The sequence below is a fragment of the Neorhizobium sp. 05N33 genome (assembly GCF_056397445.1).
Map to the genome: position 1 here is coordinate 761,051 of NZ_JBFTNK010000001.1, position 17,200 is coordinate 778,250.

Below are 17,200 nucleotides of genomic sequence, written 5' to 3' on the forward strand. Positions count from 1 at the left end.
AATTTATGCCGTTGAACGAATTGCATGGCAAGGTCACTCTTGCCCGAAAGCTGGCAAAGAGGTCTTCATGCTGAACAAACTTGCGTCTTCGATCTCGTCACTTTTGGACGCGCGTGCTGACGGCCATGCTCTGCCAGCGGGCCTGTATACCCGGTCAGACGTGTTCGAAGCGGATATCGACGTCTTCTTTTGTCGGCACTGGATCTGCGTCGGACTTGAATGCGACGTGCCCGAGCCCGGCGACGCTGCGGTTATCGACATCGGCAAAACCAGCCTGATCCTGCTGCGCGACGATGACGGCGAAATCCGCGTCGTGCACAACGTCTGTCGCCACAGGGGTTCGCGCCTCCTCAATCCCGGCAAGACGATCGTCTCGAAGCTGGTCTGTCCCTATCACACCTGGACATACGAACTCAGCGGGGAACTGAGCTATGCGCCCCATATGGGCAAGAGCTTCGACAAAGAGTGTCACAGCCTGAAGCCCGTGACCTTCAAGTCGATCAGCGGCCTCATCTATGTTTGCCTTGCCGACAATCCGCCGAAGGATATTGCTCGGCTCGAGTTGGCGATGACCGAGCGCTTGGCGCCCTACGATATTGGCAATTCCAAAGTCGCATTCGAAACCGATGTGATCGAGCACGGCAACTGGAAGCTGACGATGGAGAACAATCGTGAGTGTTACCATTGCTCGGCGAACCACCCGGAGCTTTGCGTCTCTTTCGTCGATCTGGATTTCGGTTTCGATCCCGAGACACTCAACCCGGAGGACAGGGCGCAGGCCGAAGAGCATCTTGCTCTTTACGAAGAGCGGACACTTCAGTGGACAGCGGACGGCTACTCATCCGCCGCCATCGAACAACTCGTCGATTGCGAGACCAATTTCAGGACGCAGCGCCTTATCATTTCCGGTGCGGGCGAATCCCAGACCCCGGACGCTACGGCGGCATCATCCAAACTTTTAGGAACGATGACCCGCAAGGACCTCGGCGATATGCATCTCTGGGGCCATAACAGCTGGAACCACTTCATGGGTGACCATGCCATCGTGGCGATAGTCATTCCAATTTCGCCCGACAAGACGCTGGTGCGCACGAAGTGGCTCGTTCACAAGGACGCCGTCGAGGGCGTGCACTACGACCTTGAGAAGTTGACGAACGTCTGGGTGGCGACCACGGATCAAGACGCGGAACTCGTCGCGCGCTCCCATGCCGGCGTCGAAGACCCTGCCTATGTGCCCGGTCCCTATTCGCCGTTCTCGGAGACGAATCTCGACAAGTTCGCCACTTGGTACATCGATCGGATGCGTGCGCATGGATACTAGGAGCGCATTCGCATCTGTCGATCAGCTCGAGAAAACTGAATTCTGGAACCGGGATTTGGACGAGGATCTGGTTTGCATCGACGTCCACCAGGAAACGCACGATGTAAAAACATTCACATTCGCTTCTTCGCTTGGAAAGAGGTTCGCCTTCAAGGCCGGCCAGTATTTCCTGTTCGATCTCGAAATTGACGGCGAGCCCGAAAGCCGCTGCTACAGCATATCCTCCTCGCCGCAGCGCACCAACGCGTTTTCAGTCACCGTGAAACGCATGCCTGGCGGTAAGATTTCCAACTGGTTTCATGACAACGTCACAGCTGGCTCAACGATGAAGGGCAATGGACCGCTCGGACATTTCATCCGGCCCAATGCCAAGAAACTGCTGCTTCTGTCTGGCGGGTCGGGGATCACGCCAGTCATGTCGATCGTCCGCGAACTGGCGGATACCTTTGAGCCCATCGACGTCGTATTCATGCATGCTGCGCGAAGCCCCAAGGACTTGATCTTTCGGGAAGAGCTCGCCTGCCTGGCGAATAGAGGAAAGCAGCTCCGCCTGCATTTCCTGCCTGAGCTCACCGCCGGCGAAGCCCATTGGCCTGGCCTTACCGGGCGCATCTCGGCAGACTACATGAAGCTGGCCGTACCTGACATTGCAGAGCGTGTCGTCATGTGCTGCGGCCCGGCGCCATTCATGGCTGCTGCCCGCGGGATTGCCGCAGGGCTCGGCGTTCCGTCGTCCCATTATATCGAGGAGAGCTTCGACGCTGCGGTCATCGACGACATCGACCTTCCAGTTGTCCAGGAAGCAGCCACGAGAATGTTCACGGTGGAGTTTGCCAAGCAAGTCCGTAAAATCGATGTTTCAGGCGAGCAAACCATCTTGTCCTGCGCGAAAAAAGCTGGCGTGAAACTCCCCTCTTCATGTTCCAACGGGGTGTGTGGCACCTGCAAATCAAAACTGGTGTCCGGATCCGTCGACATGAACCACAATGGCGGGATCCGCCAGCGGGAGATCGATGCCGGGTTATTCCTGCCCTGCTGTTCGAAGCCACTCAGTGACCTCGTGGTCGACCGGTAAGGTCTTAAACAATAGCAGGGATGACCGAAGAAACTATCGATCACCTTGCCTCAATGTTTCCGCTGGTCGGGCAAAAGTGCCCAGAATGCGAAGAGAGGCTCCTCGCCCGAGCGCATCGCGTGCTGGATTCCAGGTGGATTGTAGAAAGAGCCACCCATGCCCGGCGTGAACCAACCGGAATCGCCCTGCATGAATTCGCCATCCGACAGGACGAGATAGATTTCCTCCGGTGCATGATCGTGATCCGGATACCGCACGTTCGGCGCCATCAAGGTCGCGCCAAGCCACACGTCCGGACGGTCCTCGAGGCCGCCCGGCCCGACAATCATGGTATTGGCGTGGCCCATCGGAAAATTTGCGCTGGCTGAATTGTCATAGGTCGAGCGACAGTTCCATTCGAGCTGCGCCTCCAACGCTGCGAAGCGCCGGAGCAAGATGTTCAACGAGGGTTGCTCCGCCTTTGCAGCCAAGACACTCTCCAAATACAGGCCGCAAACCGGAAGCCGCTTTGCGATATTCACCCGCTCAGGCAGCGATGTTTGCAGGTGCGCAAATATCTGCGTCTGTGACTGCCGGGCCCGTGAATCCTCGACAAACCGGTCGAACGCGACGATCGTGGCATTCAGAAAATCCTGCAAGGCCTGGCTGCGGGCCATGTTCAGATATCCTTGGCAAGCCGCAATGCGTCATAGATCGCTGCGTGCGTGTTGCGAGCAGCGACCGCGTCGCCAATCCGAAAGAGCTGATAGGTGCCAGCGGGATTGCGCACGGCCGTTTGCTGCGCGCCGGAAATCAGCTGGTCGTAGGAAACTTCACCGAGATTCTTCGAGCCGGGCTTCATCTCGAAATAAAGGTCGTCCAATGGGATCGTACCGTGATTGATGACGATCTGGTCGATGGTCCGTTGCTTTTCAACGCCGCCATAGTCGCTGCCGACATGGGCAATGATCTGGTTGCCGCTCTTTTCCGCTGATTGCAGCCTGTAGGTGACGGTGAAGGTGACGTCGAGTTTCTGCAGCGAGCGCATGTAGGGAACAAGGTTCATCGCCATGACCTCCGGCGCGAAGGAGCGGTCGGGCGTCATGATCTCGACCCTGGCCCCTGTCTTGGCGATGAATTCCGCGGCCTGCAAGCCGGCATGGTCGCCGGCATCGTCGAAGATCAGCACATTGGTGCCCGGCTTGACGTCGCCCGAAATGATATCCCAGGAGGAGACGACAAGCTCATTTCCCTTCGACAGAACCTCGGTATGCGGTAGTCCACCTGTTGCGATGATGACCACGTCGGGCTCTTCCGCTGCGATCATGTCAGCATCCGCCCAGTTGTTGAAATGGAACGTGACACCAAGCTTCTCGCATTGGCTCATCCGCCAGTCGATGATGCTGATCATCTCACGGCGGCGTTCGTTCTGCGCGGTGAGGCGGATCTGCCCGCCGGGATTGTTGGCCGCCTCGAAGACCACGACCGCATGACCTCGCTCGGCGGCCACGCGCGCCGCTTCGAGGCCAGCCGGCCCGGCTCCGACAATGACCACCTTCTTGCGGGTGTCGGCTTTTGCAATGGTATGCGGCATGGTCTGTTCGCGACCAGTCGCGGCATTGTGGATGCAAAAAGCCATCCCGCCCTGGTAGATGCGGTCGAGACAGTAATTCGCGCCGACGCAAGGGCGGATATCCTCCTCGCGCTTTTCGATAATCTTGCGAACGATGTGCGGATCCGTCATGTGGGCGCGCGTCATCCCGACCATGTCCACTTTGCCCGCGGCAATGGCGTGCCGTGCCGTCGCCACATCCGGGATTTTTGCCGCATGAAAGGTCGGAAATTGGGTTGCGGCGCGGATTTCACCGGCAAAATCGAGATGTGGCGAGTTCGCCATGCCCTGGATCGGAATGACGTCCGTCAGGCCGGCATCCGTATCGATATGACCTCGGATCACGTTCAGATAGTCGATCAGACCGCTGTCGCGCAGCCGTCGCGAAATCTCGATACCGTCAGCTTTTCCCGTACCTCCGGGGAGACATTCGTCGGCCGTATAGCGAACGCCGAGGATGAAATCGTCTCCGACGCGCTCGCGCATCGCGTTGAAGACGTCGAAACAGAACCGCATGCGATTTTCGAGCGAGCCCCCATATGGCCCGTCCAGTTCGTTGGTGAGCGGCGAATTGAACTGATCGATCAGGTGACCGTAGGCCTCAAGCTCGACACCGTCCATGCCGCCCGCCTTCATACGCTCGGCTGCGTCTGCGAAATCTCTGATGATGCGCTCGATGTCCCAATCCTCCATCTTCTTCGGGAAGGAGCGGTGCGACGCTTCACGATGATGGGACGGCGCGACCACCGGCAGCCAATCGCCCTTGTCCCAACGGGTGCGCCGGCCGAGATGGGTCAGCTGGATCATGATAGCCGCGCCCTCTTCGTGCACGGCATCGGTCATTTCCCGGATCCACGGAACGATCTCGTCCTTATAGGCGAGCAAGTTGTTAAAGACCGGTGGACTGTCTTTCGACACCGCTGCCGATCCCGCCGTCATTGTCAGGGCCACGCCGCCCCTCGCCCGCTCCACGGTGTAGGCTCGGTAACGTTCCTTCGGCATGCCATCCTCGGGATAGGCGGGCTCATGCGATGTAACGATGATACGGTTGCGTAGGGTCAGATGCTTCAGTGTGTAGGGCTGAAGGAGGGGATCGTTCGACATGCGACGGGCTCCGGTTTTGGCCTTTGCGCATAAGGCTAAACAGGAATGTACAATTGTGTCAATATTGAAAACATCGCCGTACCTGCAGTTGACATTGATGTACATTTCACTTGAAGTGCGGTTATGAATTTGTTAGGAAGTGCCTATGGAACAGGCGGTAAATGACAGCGGCTGGCGTGGTTCTCAGGAGGGTTGGCTTGAAGCCGCCTACGAAGCGCTGCTCGAATCTGGCGTAGATTCGGTGAAGATCCTGCCGCTTGCCAAGAAGCTGGGTCTATCGCGGACAAGCTTCTATTGGTTCTTCAAGGATCGGGAGGAACTGCTGAGCGCGCTGATACTGCGCTGGAGGGACAAGAACACAGGCAACCTAGTGAAGCAGTCCGAGGCATATGCGGAATCTCTTGCGGAAGCGATGCTGAATGTCTTCGATTGCTGGCTCAACAAAGATCTCTTCGACTCCCAGTTCGAGTTTGCAATTCGCAGTTGGGCGCTGCAATCTCCGGAAATTCAGGTTGAAGTGCAGCAGGCTGATCTGGCCCGAATAGACGCTTTGAGCCGCATGTTCGTGCGGTTCGGCTTTGACGAAGAGCCTGCGGACGTTCGCGCGAGAACAACTTATTTGGTCCAGATCGGCTACATCTCCATGCAGTCCACCGAGGATATCGGACTGCGTATGAAGCGCATTCCCGAATACATCGCAATATATACCGGTCAGATTCCGCAACAGCGGGAACTCGATCGCTTCTACGCGCGGCACGGCTATAAACAAGGGTGAGAGCAAGGTGGAAGCTGGCGGGGGCTGGAAAATTGGCGTGATCGGCGGCAACGGCTGGCTGGGCAGCGCCCTTGCCGGCGCGGTGCTGGACGCCGGCTTCGTCAGGCCTCAGGACCTGTCGCTCTCTTATCGCAGCAAGCGGCCGGATCGTTTCGAAGAGGCTTTCTGGACATTGGACAATCAGGCCCTCGCCGACCGCTCGGATGTCATCATTCTCTGCGTCCGCCCCGCTGACTGGCGTGACCTTAACGTCGATGCGAAAGGCAAGCTGCTAATTTCCGTCATGGCAGGCGTTCCGTTGGACTCGCTGAGCGACCATCATCAGACCGCCTGTGTCGTTCGTTCGTTGCCGAATGCAGCGGTCGAGATCCGCCGGTCCTACACGCCATGGATCGCAACCCCGGAGGTCAGTGAAGAAGAACGCACATTTGTCCGAGCCCTGTTCGAAACCTGCGGTGTTCAGGATGAGGTGCACAGCGAGACCGATATGGACTATTTCACCGGCCTGTCCGGATCCGGCCCCGCTTTTCCGGCGCTTCTTGCCGACGCAATGATGCGAGATGCCATCTCCCGGGGCATCCCCGTCGCGATGGCCAGGCGTGCCGTTAACACGCTTATCATTGGCGCAGGGCGTCTCATGGAAATGCGTGAGATCTGTCCTACTGAAATCGTGCAGACCTTCCTCGATTACCGCGGCACCACGGCCGTCGCAATCGAGACAATGCGCGCTGCGGGTTTCGAGAGAGCGATTGCTTGCGGACTGACGGCAGCGTTCGAGAAATCGATGAGTTTGGGAGACGCTCCCAAGCACTTGTGAATCGGGTACCCGCGGCGTCCCGCATTCTACGTCAAGCCGCTAAAAAAAGGGAACAGTGCTATGAATAAGCTTTTGGCTTCGGGTTGCGTGCTGGTCGGAGTGTTCGCCGGCGCATCGGCGGCAAGTGCTGCCGGGTGCGGCCGCGTCACGATCGCGAGCATGAACTGGCAAAGCGCGGAGGTCATCTCCAATCTGGATAAGTTCATCTTAAACGAAGGTTACGGCTGCCAGGCGGAGATTACGGTTGGAGACACCGTGCCGACCATCACCTCCATGGCGGAAAAGGGCCAGCCTGATATCGCTCCTGAGGCCTGGATCGACCTGCTTCCCGACGTGGTTGCGAAGGGCACGCAGGAGGGCCGGATCGTGAAGGTTGGATCTCCATTGCCGGACGGCGGCAATCAGGGCTGGTGGATCCCGAAATATGTCTCGGACGCGCATCCGGACATCAAGACCATTCCGGATTTGCTGAAGCATCCCGAACTCTTCCCGGGTGAGGAAGACCCAAGCAAAGGCGCAATCCTCAACGGTCCTCAGGGGTGGGGTGGCACCGTCGTGACAACCCAGCTGTTCAAGGCGTTCGGCGGGGAAAAGGCCAAGTTCACGCTGATCGACACCGGATCGGCGGCCGGTTTGGACGGCGCCATCGCAAAGGCATATGAGCGGAAGAAGAGTTTTGCCACCTACTACTGGGCGCCGACGGCACTGCTCGGCAAATACCCGATGGTGAAACTTGAGGCCGGCGTGAAAAACGATCCGGCTGAATGGAAGCGTTGCAACACGGTTGCCGATTGCCCGGATCCGAAGCCGAATTCTTGGCCGATCGACACGATCGTCACCTTGGTCGCCAAGCCCTTTTCGGAAAAAGCAGGACCCGAGGTGATGACCTATCTCGAAAAGCGGTCCTGGAGCAACCAGACCATCGGCAAGCTCATGGCATGGATGACGGACAATCAGGCCAGCGGTGCGGATGGCGCCAAGCATTTTCTGAAGGAAAATAAGGACATCTGGACCAAGTGGGTTTCAACTGACGCCGCTAAGAAGATCGAGGCAGCGCTCTAACAGGACCTTGGGGCGATGTGCCAAACGCATCGCCCCTTCCGCTTGCCGTCAAAAGAAGAAAAAGACCTCACACGGCTCTTTCCAGAGAAAGGGAACCGAATGGAATGGTTTTATAAATTTCCACATATGGATGACGACGCGCTTCGCAACTTGAAGAAAGCGATCGACGAGGGATTTCGCGCTTTCACCCGCGCCTATGGCGATACGATCGAAAGCATGTTTTCACCTCTGCAGAGCTTTCTGCTGGCGGCCGATCGCTTCATGACACAGACCCCGTGGCCGATCATCACGGCGATCATCCTCACTATTGCATGGTTTGCGAGCCGAAGTGTCAAAATCGTACTGAGCTGTCTGATCACGCTCCTGCTGATCGGTTATTTCGACATGTGGACCGATACGATGCGTACTGTCGCGATGATCTTTGTCTGCACCGTCCTGTCGATTGCCGTCGGCCTGCCGATCGGCATACTCATGGCGCGTTCGAACGGCGTCCAGCGGGTCGTCAACCCGATCCTCGACGTGATGCAGACCATGCCGAGCTTCGTCTATCTCATTCCGGTCGTCATGCTGCTGGGCATCGGCCGCGTCCCGGGGCTCATCGCCGTGGTGATCTACGCCATACCGCCAATGATCCGGCTGACCGATCTCGGTATCCGCCTCGTCGACAAGGATGTTCTGGAGGCCGCCGACGCCTTCGGCACCTCGGAGACCCAGAAGCTTTTCAAGGTGCAGCTGCCGCTTGCCCTGCCAACAATCATGGCGGGGATCAACCAGACGATCATGATGGCGCTGGCGATGGTGGTGGTCGCCTCGATGATCGGCGTTCAGGGGCTTGGCCAGCCGGTGCTGAAGGCAATCGCCAACCAGTATTTTACCCTCGGCGTGTTCAACGGCCTCGCAATCGTTGGAATCGCCATAATCTTCGATCGGGTCAGCCAAGCCTATGGCAAGCGGCTCCAGAAACATCGGGAGATCGTTCATGGCTGAGCAAGGTTTGGGCGGCATCGCAATCCGCAATCTCTACAAAATCTTCGGCGCCAACCCCGCCGCCTATGTCGATGCCGTCCGCAACGGTCTAACGAAGACAGAGCTTAACGATGCACATGGCCATGTGCTGGGGCTGTGCGATATCAATTTGGACATCAAATCGGGCTGTATTCAGGTCGTCATGGGCCTGTCCGGTTCGGGCAAATCCACGCTCATCCGCCATATCAACCGCTTGATCGATCCGACCGCGGGTGAAGTGCTGGTGGACGGGGTGGACGTCGTAAAGATGAACAAGGACGAACTGCGAAACTTTCGCCGCCATCAGACGGCAATGGTCTTTCAGAAATTCGCCTTGCTGCCGCACCGGAGCGTGGTCGACAACACCGTTTTCGGCCTTGAGGTTCAGGGCATCGGCCGTTCCAAAGCGACCGACGTCGCAATGAGATGGCTGGAGCGCGTCGGGCTGAAGGGGTTCGAGCATAAGTACCCCAACCAACTGTCTGGAGGAATGCAGCAGCGCGTCGGACTTGCCCGCGCCTTGTCGAACGATGCGCCTGTCCTCCTGATGGACGAAGCCTATTCCGCACTCGACCCGCTCATCCGCATGGACATGCAGTCCGTTCTTCTCGACATCCAGAACGAGATCAAGAAAACGATCGTGTTCATCACACATGATCTCGATGAGGCTCTCCGGCTGGGAGACCAGATCGCCATCCTGCGCGACGGCGAGGTCATACAGCAAGGTACAAGCCAGGACATCGTCCTGAGGCCGGCGGACCAATATGTGGCCAATTTCGTCAAAGAAGTGAACCGCGGACGGGTCGTGCAGGTCGAAGCGGTCATGGCTCCCTTACGTTCCCGGACTGGGGGTGAGCAGCCCACCATTCCAGCAAATGTCACGATCGAGGAAGCGATACGCGCGCTCGTCTCTGCACCTGACGGCGACGTGACCGTTGTCGATCCGTCAGGTAAGCCGGTTGGAACCGTGAGTTTCCGGCAGCTGGCAGGGGCTATGGTCAATTCCCGCGATGTCGAGCACCGGTCTTTCGACGCGTCGGCGATAGTCGCTTAGCGGAAGAGGTTGGCAAGTCTGATGGGTCTTTGCCCGAAAATCAGCAGATCTGTCGCATCCTGCGCCAGGCAGCCGGCGTATCGCCGGCAATCTGCCTGAACGCCTTGGTCAAATGTGCCTGGTCGGTGAAACCCAGCTGGGCCGCGACCTCCGCGACGGCCAGATCGCTATCGACCAGCAGTTTCTTGGCCAGATCGATGCGCCTGGCGAGTTGCCACTGCAGCGGCGTCCTGCCCGTCGTCTGCTTGAAGACATTGGAGAACCAGCTTTCGGAAAGACCGACGGTCGCCGCCATTTCGGCAACGGTCAAGCGGCAGTCGTTCGAGCCGTCGAAACGCGATACCAGCTTGTTCATCTGCGCTTGAGTAAGCCTGCCATTGGCCTTTTCGGCTTCATGGTCGGGTATGTCGAGAAGGCCGGCGACGATGCTGCCCACCAGGCTTTCGGCATAGACAGCGTGCTTTGCCGGGCTCGATATCTCGTCGACCAGCAGGCCCGCCAGCGTCTCTATGGCGCCGACATCCTGAAGCTCAACCGGTCGGCGCACCGCGGCCAAGGCGGCGGAGGCCCCAACCGAGGGCGACAGGAACCGCAGCAACCGATCCCGGTGCATGTGCAGGTTGAGGTGGGAAAATCGGTGCTTGGTTTCGCTGCTGGTCCACATGGGAACGCCGGCCGGGACATAAACGGCGCGGGTCATCGGGCGGTAGCCCTGCGAGCCGTCTCCGTTCGACACGCGAATTCGAGACGACACGTCGTTGAAGAAAATCATGATGCGCGGGTCATCCGCCAAATAGTAGCCTGTGGCACCCGACTGGCTTTCGGCTTCCCAGAAGACACTCACCAATCCGTCGAAACGACGCCACTTGACCGGAGCGACAACCCTTATCCCCTCCGTATGCCAAGCCATGGAATGCCAATAACTCAACACCGGAATCCTTCGCCATCTGCCATTGCAAATATCATATCCACTATCAGGCGCCGCAACGAACTGCTCAGGCGCGCCTCATAACATGATAATTCTAGTCATCTATATAAAACCTCCGGGCGGATAGTAAAGGTCCGCATCTTCGATGCCTACCCGACCCGCCCCGGCGACACCTTGCTTCTTGACAAAGGATATTGCCGCGGTCTGATCCAGCACCTTGACCTCGTCACGATTATCTTATGGATGCCTTTCCCGGTATTCAGGCCATGCAGGAGAAATTTCGATGAACGTCCAACATCCACTTTTCGATCTGCGGGGACGCCATGCCGTCCTCACCGGTTCGAGCCGCGGCCTCGGCCTTGCCATGGCACGCGGACTCGCCTCCGCCGGAGCGCGGGTCACGCTGAACGGGCGCGATGAGGCGACGCTTTCGGCAGCAGTGAACCAATTGAAGACGGAGGGTTACGAGGCCTCGGGGATGGTCTGCGACATCACCAGGGCCGACGAAACGGAGGCGGCGTTCGCCGGCATCGGCGCGGTCGATATCCTCGTCAACAATGCCGGCATTCAGATCCGTGCGCCCTTCCTCGAGCACAGCGCCGAAACCTGGCGGCGGATGTTCGACACCCACGTGATGGGCGCTGTGCTTCCCTCGCAAGCCGTGCTGCCTGGGATGATCGAACGCGGTGGCGGCAAGATCATCAACATCTGCTCGCTGATGAGCGAGGTCGGCCGCAAAACCGTCGTGCCCTACACGACGATGAAAGGCGCGCTGAAGATGCTGACCCGCGGCATGGCGACGGAACTGGCCCGTCACAACATTCAGGTCAACGGCATCGGTCCGGGCTATTTCGCGACCGAGATGAACCGCGCGCTGATGGACGATCCGGTATTCGACGCCTTCGTGACGAACCGAACGCCTGCCGCTCGCTGGGGCAAGCCGGAGGAGCTTTCCGGTGCAGCGATCTTTCTGGCCTCTCCGGCGTCGGATTTCGTCAACGGCCAGGTGCTCTATGTCGATGGCGGCATCCTGGCGGCTCTTTGAGCCGCCTCGCTTCCGCAATGTCCGATGGGTGTTGAAGCCGCCAGGCGTTAGTTCTTTGCGGGCTGGTAACCAAGCCCTGCGGAGGCGGTGAGCCCCGCCGTGCGCAAAAGGTCGGCATACTCGGATTTCCGGCTTTCGTCGAAGCGGAACATCGGAAAGGAAATCGAGACTGCGGCGATCGGTTTTCCGAGATAGTTGAAGATCGGTGCCGCCATGCATCGCACACCCGCTTCGCTCTCCTCCACCTCCTCGGCAAAGCCGCGACTGCGGGCCACCTGCAATTGGGCAAACAATTCCTGCGGATCGGTGATGGTGCGCGGCGCGAGCTTCGTCAATTCCATCTTGTTGATCCGCTCCCGGATCTCGTCGTCGTCGCGCCATGCAAGAAGCGCCTTACCAAGCGAGGTGCTGTGCAGCGGGTTGCGGAGCCCGAGCGTCGATTTCATCGAGAGACTGTAGGCGGAATCGTATTTGTGGATGTAGACGACCTTCTGGTCGCGGTCATCGAGAATACCGAGATTGACGGACTCACCGGTTACCCGAGAGAGCTTTCCCATCGCCTGGTCCGCAACACGCAGCAGATCCGTCTGCTCGGTCAGCGAGCGCGCGCCCAGGCTGAAGAGTTTCAGCGTCAGGCCGTATTTTTCCGTCTCAGCATCCTGCTCCACATAACCGAGTTCCACCATGGTCTGCAGCAGGCGATGCGCTGTGGTCTTCGACGTCATGGCTCGTTGAGCGAGATCGGCAAGGCTCACCTTCTTTCCCTCGACCAAGGCCTCCATCACGGCGAAAACCTTGAGGACGGCGGCGACATTTTCGGTTTTTGGGTTCAACTCTGACATAGCGCGTTCTATTTTTTTCGAAATCTTATTCTGGAATTTGAAAAAACCTGTGTCAAGATACAGGTGAGCATGCGGAACAGGCGCAGAGTGCAACAGAAAAACACGGTTGAAAAGCCATGGAGAGTATGATTTCTTAAAATCCGGAATATCGTTCCGAATATTTATGGAGGACGTCCGGCATGCATCCGCTGCTGCGGCAAAAGCAACATCTTATTGAGCGCCACGATGTGTGCGGCCTCATCGATCGGCTGATCGATAACCTTGTCCATATCGAGGATCGCACCGGTGAATTCCTCCTGCGCCTCGACGACGGCCGGGTTATCGACACCAAAGGCTGGGCGGGCTGGGAATGGACCCATGGCGTCGCACTCTTTGGCCTTCTCAAATATTGGCAGCTGACCGGCAACCAGAAGGTGATGGATATCATCGTCGATTGGTTTGAAGCCCGGCTTGCTGAAGGGACACCCACAAAGAACATCAACACCGTCGCACCGTTTCTGACGCTTGCCCATCTCTACGAGCTGACGGGGGATCCCCGTTGGCGGCCCTACCTGGAAACATGGGCCGAATGGGTGATGCATGAAATGCCGCGTACCCGCGAAGGTGGGCTGCAGCATATCGTCTATAACAGCGTCAATGATCAGCAGATGTGGGACGACACGCTGATGATGAGCGTGCTGCCGCTTGCCAAAATCGGCCTCGTGCTCAAATGCACGGAATTCGTGGAGGAGGCAAAATACCAGTTCCTGGTGCACGCCCAATATCTTTGCGACACGCAAACCGGCCTCTGGTTTCACGGCTGGACGTTCGACGGCAATCATAATTTTGCCCGCGCTCGCTGGGCACGCGGCAATAGCTGGATCACCATCGCCATTCCGGAATTCATCGAGCTCCTGGACCTGGCTGAGAGCGATCCCGTCCGCCGCCATCTCGTGTCCCTGCTCGGCCGGCAGGCGGCAGCGCTGAAACTCCACCAACATCCATCGGGCCTGTGGCACACGCTGATCGACGATACGTCGAGCTATCTGGAAGCCTCGGCGACCGCCGGCTTTGCCTATGGTCTGATGAAGGGTGTGCGCAAGCGGTATCTGGGCATCGAGTATCTGGAGATCGCCGAGAAAGCCATGAAAGGCGTGATCGATAACATCAGCCCGGAGGGAGAGCTCCGGCAGGTTTCTTTCGGCACGGCGATGGGCGGCGATCTCGATTTCTACCGGCAGATCAAGCTGACATCCATGCCTTACGGGCAGGCGATGGCGATGCTCTGCCTGACTGAACTTTTGCGCAGCTTCGTGTAGCGAGCTGCGCCGAGAAGAATGGAGCGTGTCCGGCAGGAGGAGCCGGCACGCGGCAAACCATGGAACAACCGCAACGCATCCGGCGCCGACCAGACGCTCCGGAGTTAGAAGGAGGAGGACAAAATGACCAAACTGACAAGGCGAACTTTATTGGGCACGATAGGAGCGGCGGCAGCCGCTTCTGCGCTTCCGGCCATGCCGGCGCTTGCTGCCACGCGCACTATCCGCCACTATTGGTGGGGCAATCCGGAGCGCGACAAGCGCACCTTTGCCGTTATCGACGCATTCCAGAAGAAGAACGCCGGCATCGCCGTCTCCGGCGAAACGATCGGCTGGGGCGACTACTGGACCAAGATGGCGACCCAGACCGCAGGCCGGAACATGGCCGACTTGGTGCAGATGGATTACCGGTTCCTGTTCGAATATGTCAATCGCGGGGCTCTGAAGCCTCTCGATGAATTCACCGGCAAGAGCCTGATGATCGCCGACTTCGACAAAGGCCCCCTCGATGGCGGCAGGGTCGACGGAAAGCTTTATGCCCTCAACATCGGCTCGAACAGCCAGGTCATGGTCTACAATACGCGCGCCTTCCAGGAAGCGGGCATCGACGCAGACCTGATCAACTGGACCTGGGACGATTTCGCCAAGGCATGCGAAAAGATTACCGCCAAGTCCGGGGGCAAGATGAAGGGCTCGGACGACCTGTCCCTGATGATCGAGACCTTCGAATCCTGGGTTCGCCAGAACGGTCGCGAATTCTACAGCCCCGACGGCAAGGTCACGGCGACAGCCGGGGATGTTGCAAGCTGGTGGCAGATGTGGGCCGACCTGCGCAAGGCAGGGGTCGTTCGCGATAAGAACAAGACCGTTATTCTCGACCCGCCGATTGCCGAATCGGGCGTCGCCGTCGGCGATACCGCCATGTCCCACTACTGGTCCAACCAGCTGGTCGGCATCCAGTCGGTGGCAAAAGACAAGATCGGTGCCGCCATGGTGCCCCACAAGGCGGGCGGCAAGCCTGGCCAGTTCATCAAGCCCTCGATGTTCCTGTCCCTCAGCCGGGACGCCAAGGACACGGAGGCCGCAATTGCCTATATGAATGCCTGGGTCAACGATCCCGAGATCACCGGCATTCTCGGTCTCGAACGCGGCATTCCCTGTTCGCCAAAAATCCGTGCAGCGCTGACCCCGAAGCTCACTGAGGTCGAAAAACTCTCGGTCGACTACTTCGCAGCGATTCAGAGCAAGGTCGGCCCGCTGCCGCTGCCTGCCCCCAAGGGAGCCGGAGAGGTGCGAGACGCCTTCATGCGTGCCGGCACCGACGTCGTGCTTGGCAAGGTGGAAGTTGCGAAAGCCGCTGGCACCTTCATCGAAGACGCCCAGTCGATCGTCGAGCGCGCCCAGTAATCGGTGCGGGAATATCAAGGCCCCGGCAATTCCTGCCGCCGGGGCCTCTCTTCCGATAACAAGGTCGTTTCGATGAGACGTTTTTTTGCCCGCAATGCACCGGCCTATGTGTTTCTTCTCCCATGGCTGATCGGATTTTTTCTGCTCGCCCTGGGGCCGATCCTTGCGTCGCTTTATCTATCCTTCACCCGCTATGACATGGTGAGCGCGCCCCGATGGATCGGTTGGGGCAATTACGAATACATGTTCACGCGGGATCGGCGCTTCTGGAAAGCGCTGCAGGTCACTTTTACCTATGTTGCGCTGGCTGTGCCCGCCCGCCTGATCATGGCCCTCGGTGTCGCCATGTTGCTCGACAAGGGCTTGCGGACGATCGGCCTGTATCGAGCCATCTTCTACCTGCCGTCCCTGCTCGGCTCTTCGATTGCAATCGCGATATTGTGGCGTCAGCTTTTCGCGGCCGACGGTGTCGTCAATCAGGTTCTGGCGATGGTGGGAATCCAGGGTGCCTCCTGGATCACCGATCCCGACACGTCGCTCTTCACGATCGTCGTGCTCGCCATGTGGCAGTTCGGCTCGCCGATGCTGATCTTTCTGGCTGGCCTTCGCGGCATTCCGCGGGATCTGTACGAGGCGGCGGAAATCGACGGCACGCCGCGCTGGCGGCAATTCACCCGCATCACTTTGCCGCTCCTTGCTCCGGTGATCTTCTTCAATCTGGTGCTGCAGACCATCGATTCCTTCAAGACCTTTTCCAGCGCCTTCATCATCTCCAACGGCACCGGCGCGCCGGCGGACAGCCTCCTGTTTTACACGGTCTACCTGTTCAACGAGGCCTTCAAGTTCTTCCGCATGGGTTATGCATCGGCGCTTGCCTGGTTCCTGCTGGTCATCATAGCGACCTTCACCGCGATCGCTTTCTTCACTTCCAAATATTGGGTGCACTATGAAAACGAGCGCGACTGATCTGGAAATCGCCATCCAGGTGGATGAGGCCGCGCGCGTCGCTCACGAGCTTCGGCTGAAGCGGGACAAACGCGATCGCAACGGCCGGATCCTCAAGCATATCTTCCTGATCACCGTGTCATGCGTGATGCTCTATCCGCTGTTCTGGCTGCTCGCTTCCTCGTTGAAGCCGGAAAACGAGATTTTCGGCAGCCTGACGCTTTGGCCTTCCGAATTTCGGTTCGAGAACTACACGAAGGGCTGGTACGCGCTGCCGATATCCTTCACGGTCTTCTACGTGAACTCGGCGATCGTCACGAGCCTGTCGGTAATCGGCAATCTGGTCTCCTGCTCGTTTGCGGCCTATGCCTTTGCACGGCTGAGTTTCACCGGGCGCAGCTTCTTCTTCGCGCTGATGATGATGACCCTGATGATCCCCTATCACGTGGTTCTCATCCCCCAATATGTTCAGTTCCTGAACCTCGGTTGGGTCGACACCTATCTGCCCCTCGTGGTGCCGCGCTTCCTCGCCTCCGATGCCTTTTTCATCTTCCTGATGGTGCAGTTCTTTCGGCAACTACCCCGCGAGCTGGACGAAGCTGCGATGATCGACGGCTGTTCGCCCTTCAAGATCTATTGGGCAATCATATTGCCGCTTTCGCTGCCGGCCATGGGCACGGCGGCGATCTTTTCGCTGATCTGGGTCTGGGAGGATTTCCTTGCCCCGCTCATCTACCTCAACGACATCAAGAGCTACACCGTGCCGCTGGCGCTTCGCCTCTTCCTCGATCAGGAAGGGCAGTCCGCCTATGGCCAGATGTTCGCGATGTCGGTCCTTTCGCTGGTCCCGGTCGTCATCTTCTTCGTCCTGTTCCAGAGACTCATCGTGCGCGGCATCGCCACCTCCGGAATGAAATAGGGAACAAGACGC

General features: G+C 58.5%; 16 protein-coding genes. 12 read left to right on the forward strand and 4 right to left on the reverse strand.

All coding sequences use genetic code 11. The features are described from left to right. Window positions 1-67: 67 nt before the first annotated feature. On the forward strand, window positions 68-1,321 hold the full coding sequence (locus tag AC1DLT_RS03555) for an aromatic ring-hydroxylating dioxygenase subunit alpha (protein WP_477485886.1): 1,254 nt from the start codon (window positions 68-70) through the stop codon (window positions 1,319-1,321). Beyond that, window positions 1,311-2,396: an FAD-binding oxidoreductase gene (locus AC1DLT_RS03560; protein ID WP_477485992.1), complete on the forward strand. Its 1,086-nt coding sequence runs from the start codon at window positions 1,311-1,313 to the stop codon at window positions 2,394-2,396. The genes AC1DLT_RS03555 and AC1DLT_RS03560 overlap by 11 nt, the downstream gene beginning before the upstream one ends. A 50-nt stretch (window positions 2,397-2,446) precedes the next feature. On the opposite strand, the gene AC1DLT_RS03565 is transcribed toward AC1DLT_RS03560, so the two are convergent. Both AC1DLT_RS03565 and AC1DLT_RS03570 read right to left on the reverse strand, forming a co-directional pair. After that, complete coding sequence (locus AC1DLT_RS03565) at window positions 2,447-3,052, reverse strand: dimethylsulfoniopropionate lyase (RefSeq protein ID WP_477485887.1); 606 nt, start codon at window positions 3,050-3,052, stop codon at window positions 2,447-2,449. Between the two features lie 2 nt (window positions 3,053-3,054). Further along, window positions 3,055-5,091 (reverse strand): oxidoreductase, encoded by a 2,037-nt coding sequence (locus AC1DLT_RS03570; protein ID WP_477485888.1) that lies wholly within the window; start codon window positions 5,089-5,091, stop codon window positions 3,055-3,057. 145 nt (window positions 5,092-5,236) lie between these two features. Between AC1DLT_RS03570 and AC1DLT_RS03575 the strand changes: the two genes are divergently transcribed. From AC1DLT_RS03575 to AC1DLT_RS03595, 5 genes are all read left to right on the forward strand, one after another. Next, window positions 5,237-5,866, forward strand: coding sequence for a TetR/AcrR family transcriptional regulator (locus tag AC1DLT_RS03575; protein WP_247135259.1), 630 nt, complete (start codon window positions 5,237-5,239; stop codon window positions 5,864-5,866). Between the two features lie 37 nt (window positions 5,867-5,903). Further along, a complete protein-coding gene (locus AC1DLT_RS03580; RefSeq protein ID WP_477485889.1) occupies window positions 5,904-6,683 on the forward strand; it encodes a pyrroline-5-carboxylate reductase family protein in 780 nt (259 codons plus the stop codon). Between the two features lie 60 nt (window positions 6,684-6,743). Beyond that, window positions 6,744-7,745 (forward strand): ABC transporter substrate-binding protein, encoded by a 1,002-nt coding sequence (locus AC1DLT_RS03585; protein WP_040125607.1) that lies wholly within the window; start codon window positions 6,744-6,746, stop codon window positions 7,743-7,745. 99 nt (window positions 7,746-7,844) lie between these two features. Next, window positions 7,845-8,732: an ABC transporter permease gene (locus tag AC1DLT_RS03590; RefSeq protein WP_040125608.1), complete on the forward strand. Its 888-nt coding sequence runs from the start codon at window positions 7,845-7,847 to the stop codon at window positions 8,730-8,732. Then, on the forward strand, window positions 8,725-9,804 hold the full coding sequence (locus AC1DLT_RS03595; protein WP_477485890.1) for a quaternary amine ABC transporter ATP-binding protein: 1,080 nt from the start codon (window positions 8,725-8,727) through the stop codon (window positions 9,802-9,804). The genes AC1DLT_RS03590 and AC1DLT_RS03595 overlap by 8 nt, the downstream gene beginning before the upstream one ends. Before the next feature lie 40 nt (window positions 9,805-9,844). Here AC1DLT_RS03595 and AC1DLT_RS03600 read toward each other — a convergent pair whose 3' ends face one another. Beyond that, on the reverse strand, window positions 9,845-10,732 hold the full coding sequence (locus AC1DLT_RS03600; protein ID WP_477485891.1) for a helix-turn-helix domain-containing protein: 888 nt from the start codon (window positions 10,730-10,732) through the stop codon (window positions 9,845-9,847). Window positions 10,733-11,015: 283 nt separating this feature from the next. Here AC1DLT_RS03600 and AC1DLT_RS03605 point away from each other — a divergent pair, with 283 nt between their 5' ends. Further along, window positions 11,016-11,777: an SDR family oxidoreductase gene (locus AC1DLT_RS03605; RefSeq protein ID WP_477485892.1), complete on the forward strand. Its 762-nt coding sequence runs from the start codon at window positions 11,016-11,018 to the stop codon at window positions 11,775-11,777. A 47-nt stretch (window positions 11,778-11,824) separates the two neighbouring features. Here AC1DLT_RS03605 and kdgR read toward each other — a convergent pair whose 3' ends face one another. Further along, the gene (gene kdgR, locus AC1DLT_RS03610; RefSeq protein WP_477485893.1) at window positions 11,825-12,619 is read right to left on the reverse strand and encodes a DNA-binding transcriptional regulator KdgR; all 795 of its coding nucleotides are present in this window, start codon (window positions 12,617-12,619) and stop codon (window positions 11,825-11,827) included. Window positions 12,620-12,798: 179 nt separating this feature from the next. On the opposite strand from kdgR, the gene bglB reads away from it, so the two are divergent. The 4 genes from bglB (at window position 12,799) to AC1DLT_RS03630 (ending at window position 17,188) form a co-directional block, all read left to right on the forward strand. Further along, window positions 12,799-13,917, forward strand: a complete 1,119-nt coding sequence (bglB, locus tag AC1DLT_RS03615) for a beta-galactosidase BglB (protein WP_477485894.1) — start codon at window positions 12,799-12,801, stop codon at window positions 13,915-13,917. Between the two features lie 123 nt (window positions 13,918-14,040). After that, window positions 14,041-15,324, forward strand: a complete 1,284-nt coding sequence (locus tag AC1DLT_RS03620) for an ABC transporter substrate-binding protein (protein WP_477485895.1) — start codon at window positions 14,041-14,043, stop codon at window positions 15,322-15,324. 72 nt (window positions 15,325-15,396) lie between these two features. Then, on the forward strand, window positions 15,397-16,290 hold the full coding sequence (locus AC1DLT_RS03625; protein WP_041366645.1) for a carbohydrate ABC transporter permease: 894 nt from the start codon (window positions 15,397-15,399) through the stop codon (window positions 16,288-16,290). Further along, window positions 16,271-17,188, forward strand: coding sequence for a carbohydrate ABC transporter permease (locus AC1DLT_RS03630; protein ID WP_040125615.1), 918 nt, complete (start codon window positions 16,271-16,273; stop codon window positions 17,186-17,188). The genes AC1DLT_RS03625 and AC1DLT_RS03630 overlap by 20 nt, the downstream gene beginning before the upstream one ends. Window positions 17,189-17,200 lie beyond the last annotated feature (12 nt).

Bases quoted from the DNA above. Each gene is read 5' to 3' on its own strand.
- AC1DLT_RS03555 (WP_477485886.1), top strand. From the start codon at position 68: ATGCTGAACAAACTTGCGTCTTCGATCTCGTCACTTTTGGACGCGCGT.
- AC1DLT_RS03560 (WP_477485992.1), top strand. From the start codon at position 1,311: ATGGATACTAGGAGCGCATTCGCATCTGTCGATCAGCTCGAGAAAACT.
- AC1DLT_RS03565 (WP_477485887.1), bottom strand. From the start codon at position 3,052: ATGGCCCGCAGCCAGGCCTTGCAGGATTTTCTGAATGCCACGATCGTC.
- AC1DLT_RS03570 (WP_477485888.1), bottom strand. From the start codon at position 5,091: ATGTCGAACGATCCCCTCCTTCAGCCCTACACACTGAAGCATCTGACC.
- AC1DLT_RS03575 (WP_247135259.1), top strand. From the start codon at position 5,237: ATGGAACAGGCGGTAAATGACAGCGGCTGGCGTGGTTCTCAGGAGGGT.
- AC1DLT_RS03585 (WP_040125607.1), top strand. From the start codon at position 6,744: ATGAATAAGCTTTTGGCTTCGGGTTGCGTGCTGGTCGGAGTGTTCGCC.
- AC1DLT_RS03590 (WP_040125608.1), top strand. From the start codon at position 7,845: ATGGAATGGTTTTATAAATTTCCACATATGGATGACGACGCGCTTCGC.
- AC1DLT_RS03595 (WP_477485890.1), top strand. From the start codon at position 8,725: ATGGCTGAGCAAGGTTTGGGCGGCATCGCAATCCGCAATCTCTACAAA.
- AC1DLT_RS03605 (WP_477485892.1), top strand. From the start codon at position 11,016: ATGAACGTCCAACATCCACTTTTCGATCTGCGGGGACGCCATGCCGTC.
- kdgR (WP_477485893.1), bottom strand. From the start codon at position 12,619: ATGTCAGAGTTGAACCCAAAAACCGAAAATGTCGCCGCCGTCCTCAAG.
- bglB (WP_477485894.1), top strand. From the start codon at position 12,799: ATGCATCCGCTGCTGCGGCAAAAGCAACATCTTATTGAGCGCCACGAT.
- AC1DLT_RS03620 (WP_477485895.1), top strand. From the start codon at position 14,041: ATGACCAAACTGACAAGGCGAACTTTATTGGGCACGATAGGAGCGGCG.
- AC1DLT_RS03625 (WP_041366645.1), top strand. From the start codon at position 15,397: ATGAGACGTTTTTTTGCCCGCAATGCACCGGCCTATGTGTTTCTTCTC.
- AC1DLT_RS03630 (WP_040125615.1), top strand. From the start codon at position 16,271: ATGAAAACGAGCGCGACTGATCTGGAAATCGCCATCCAGGTGGATGAG.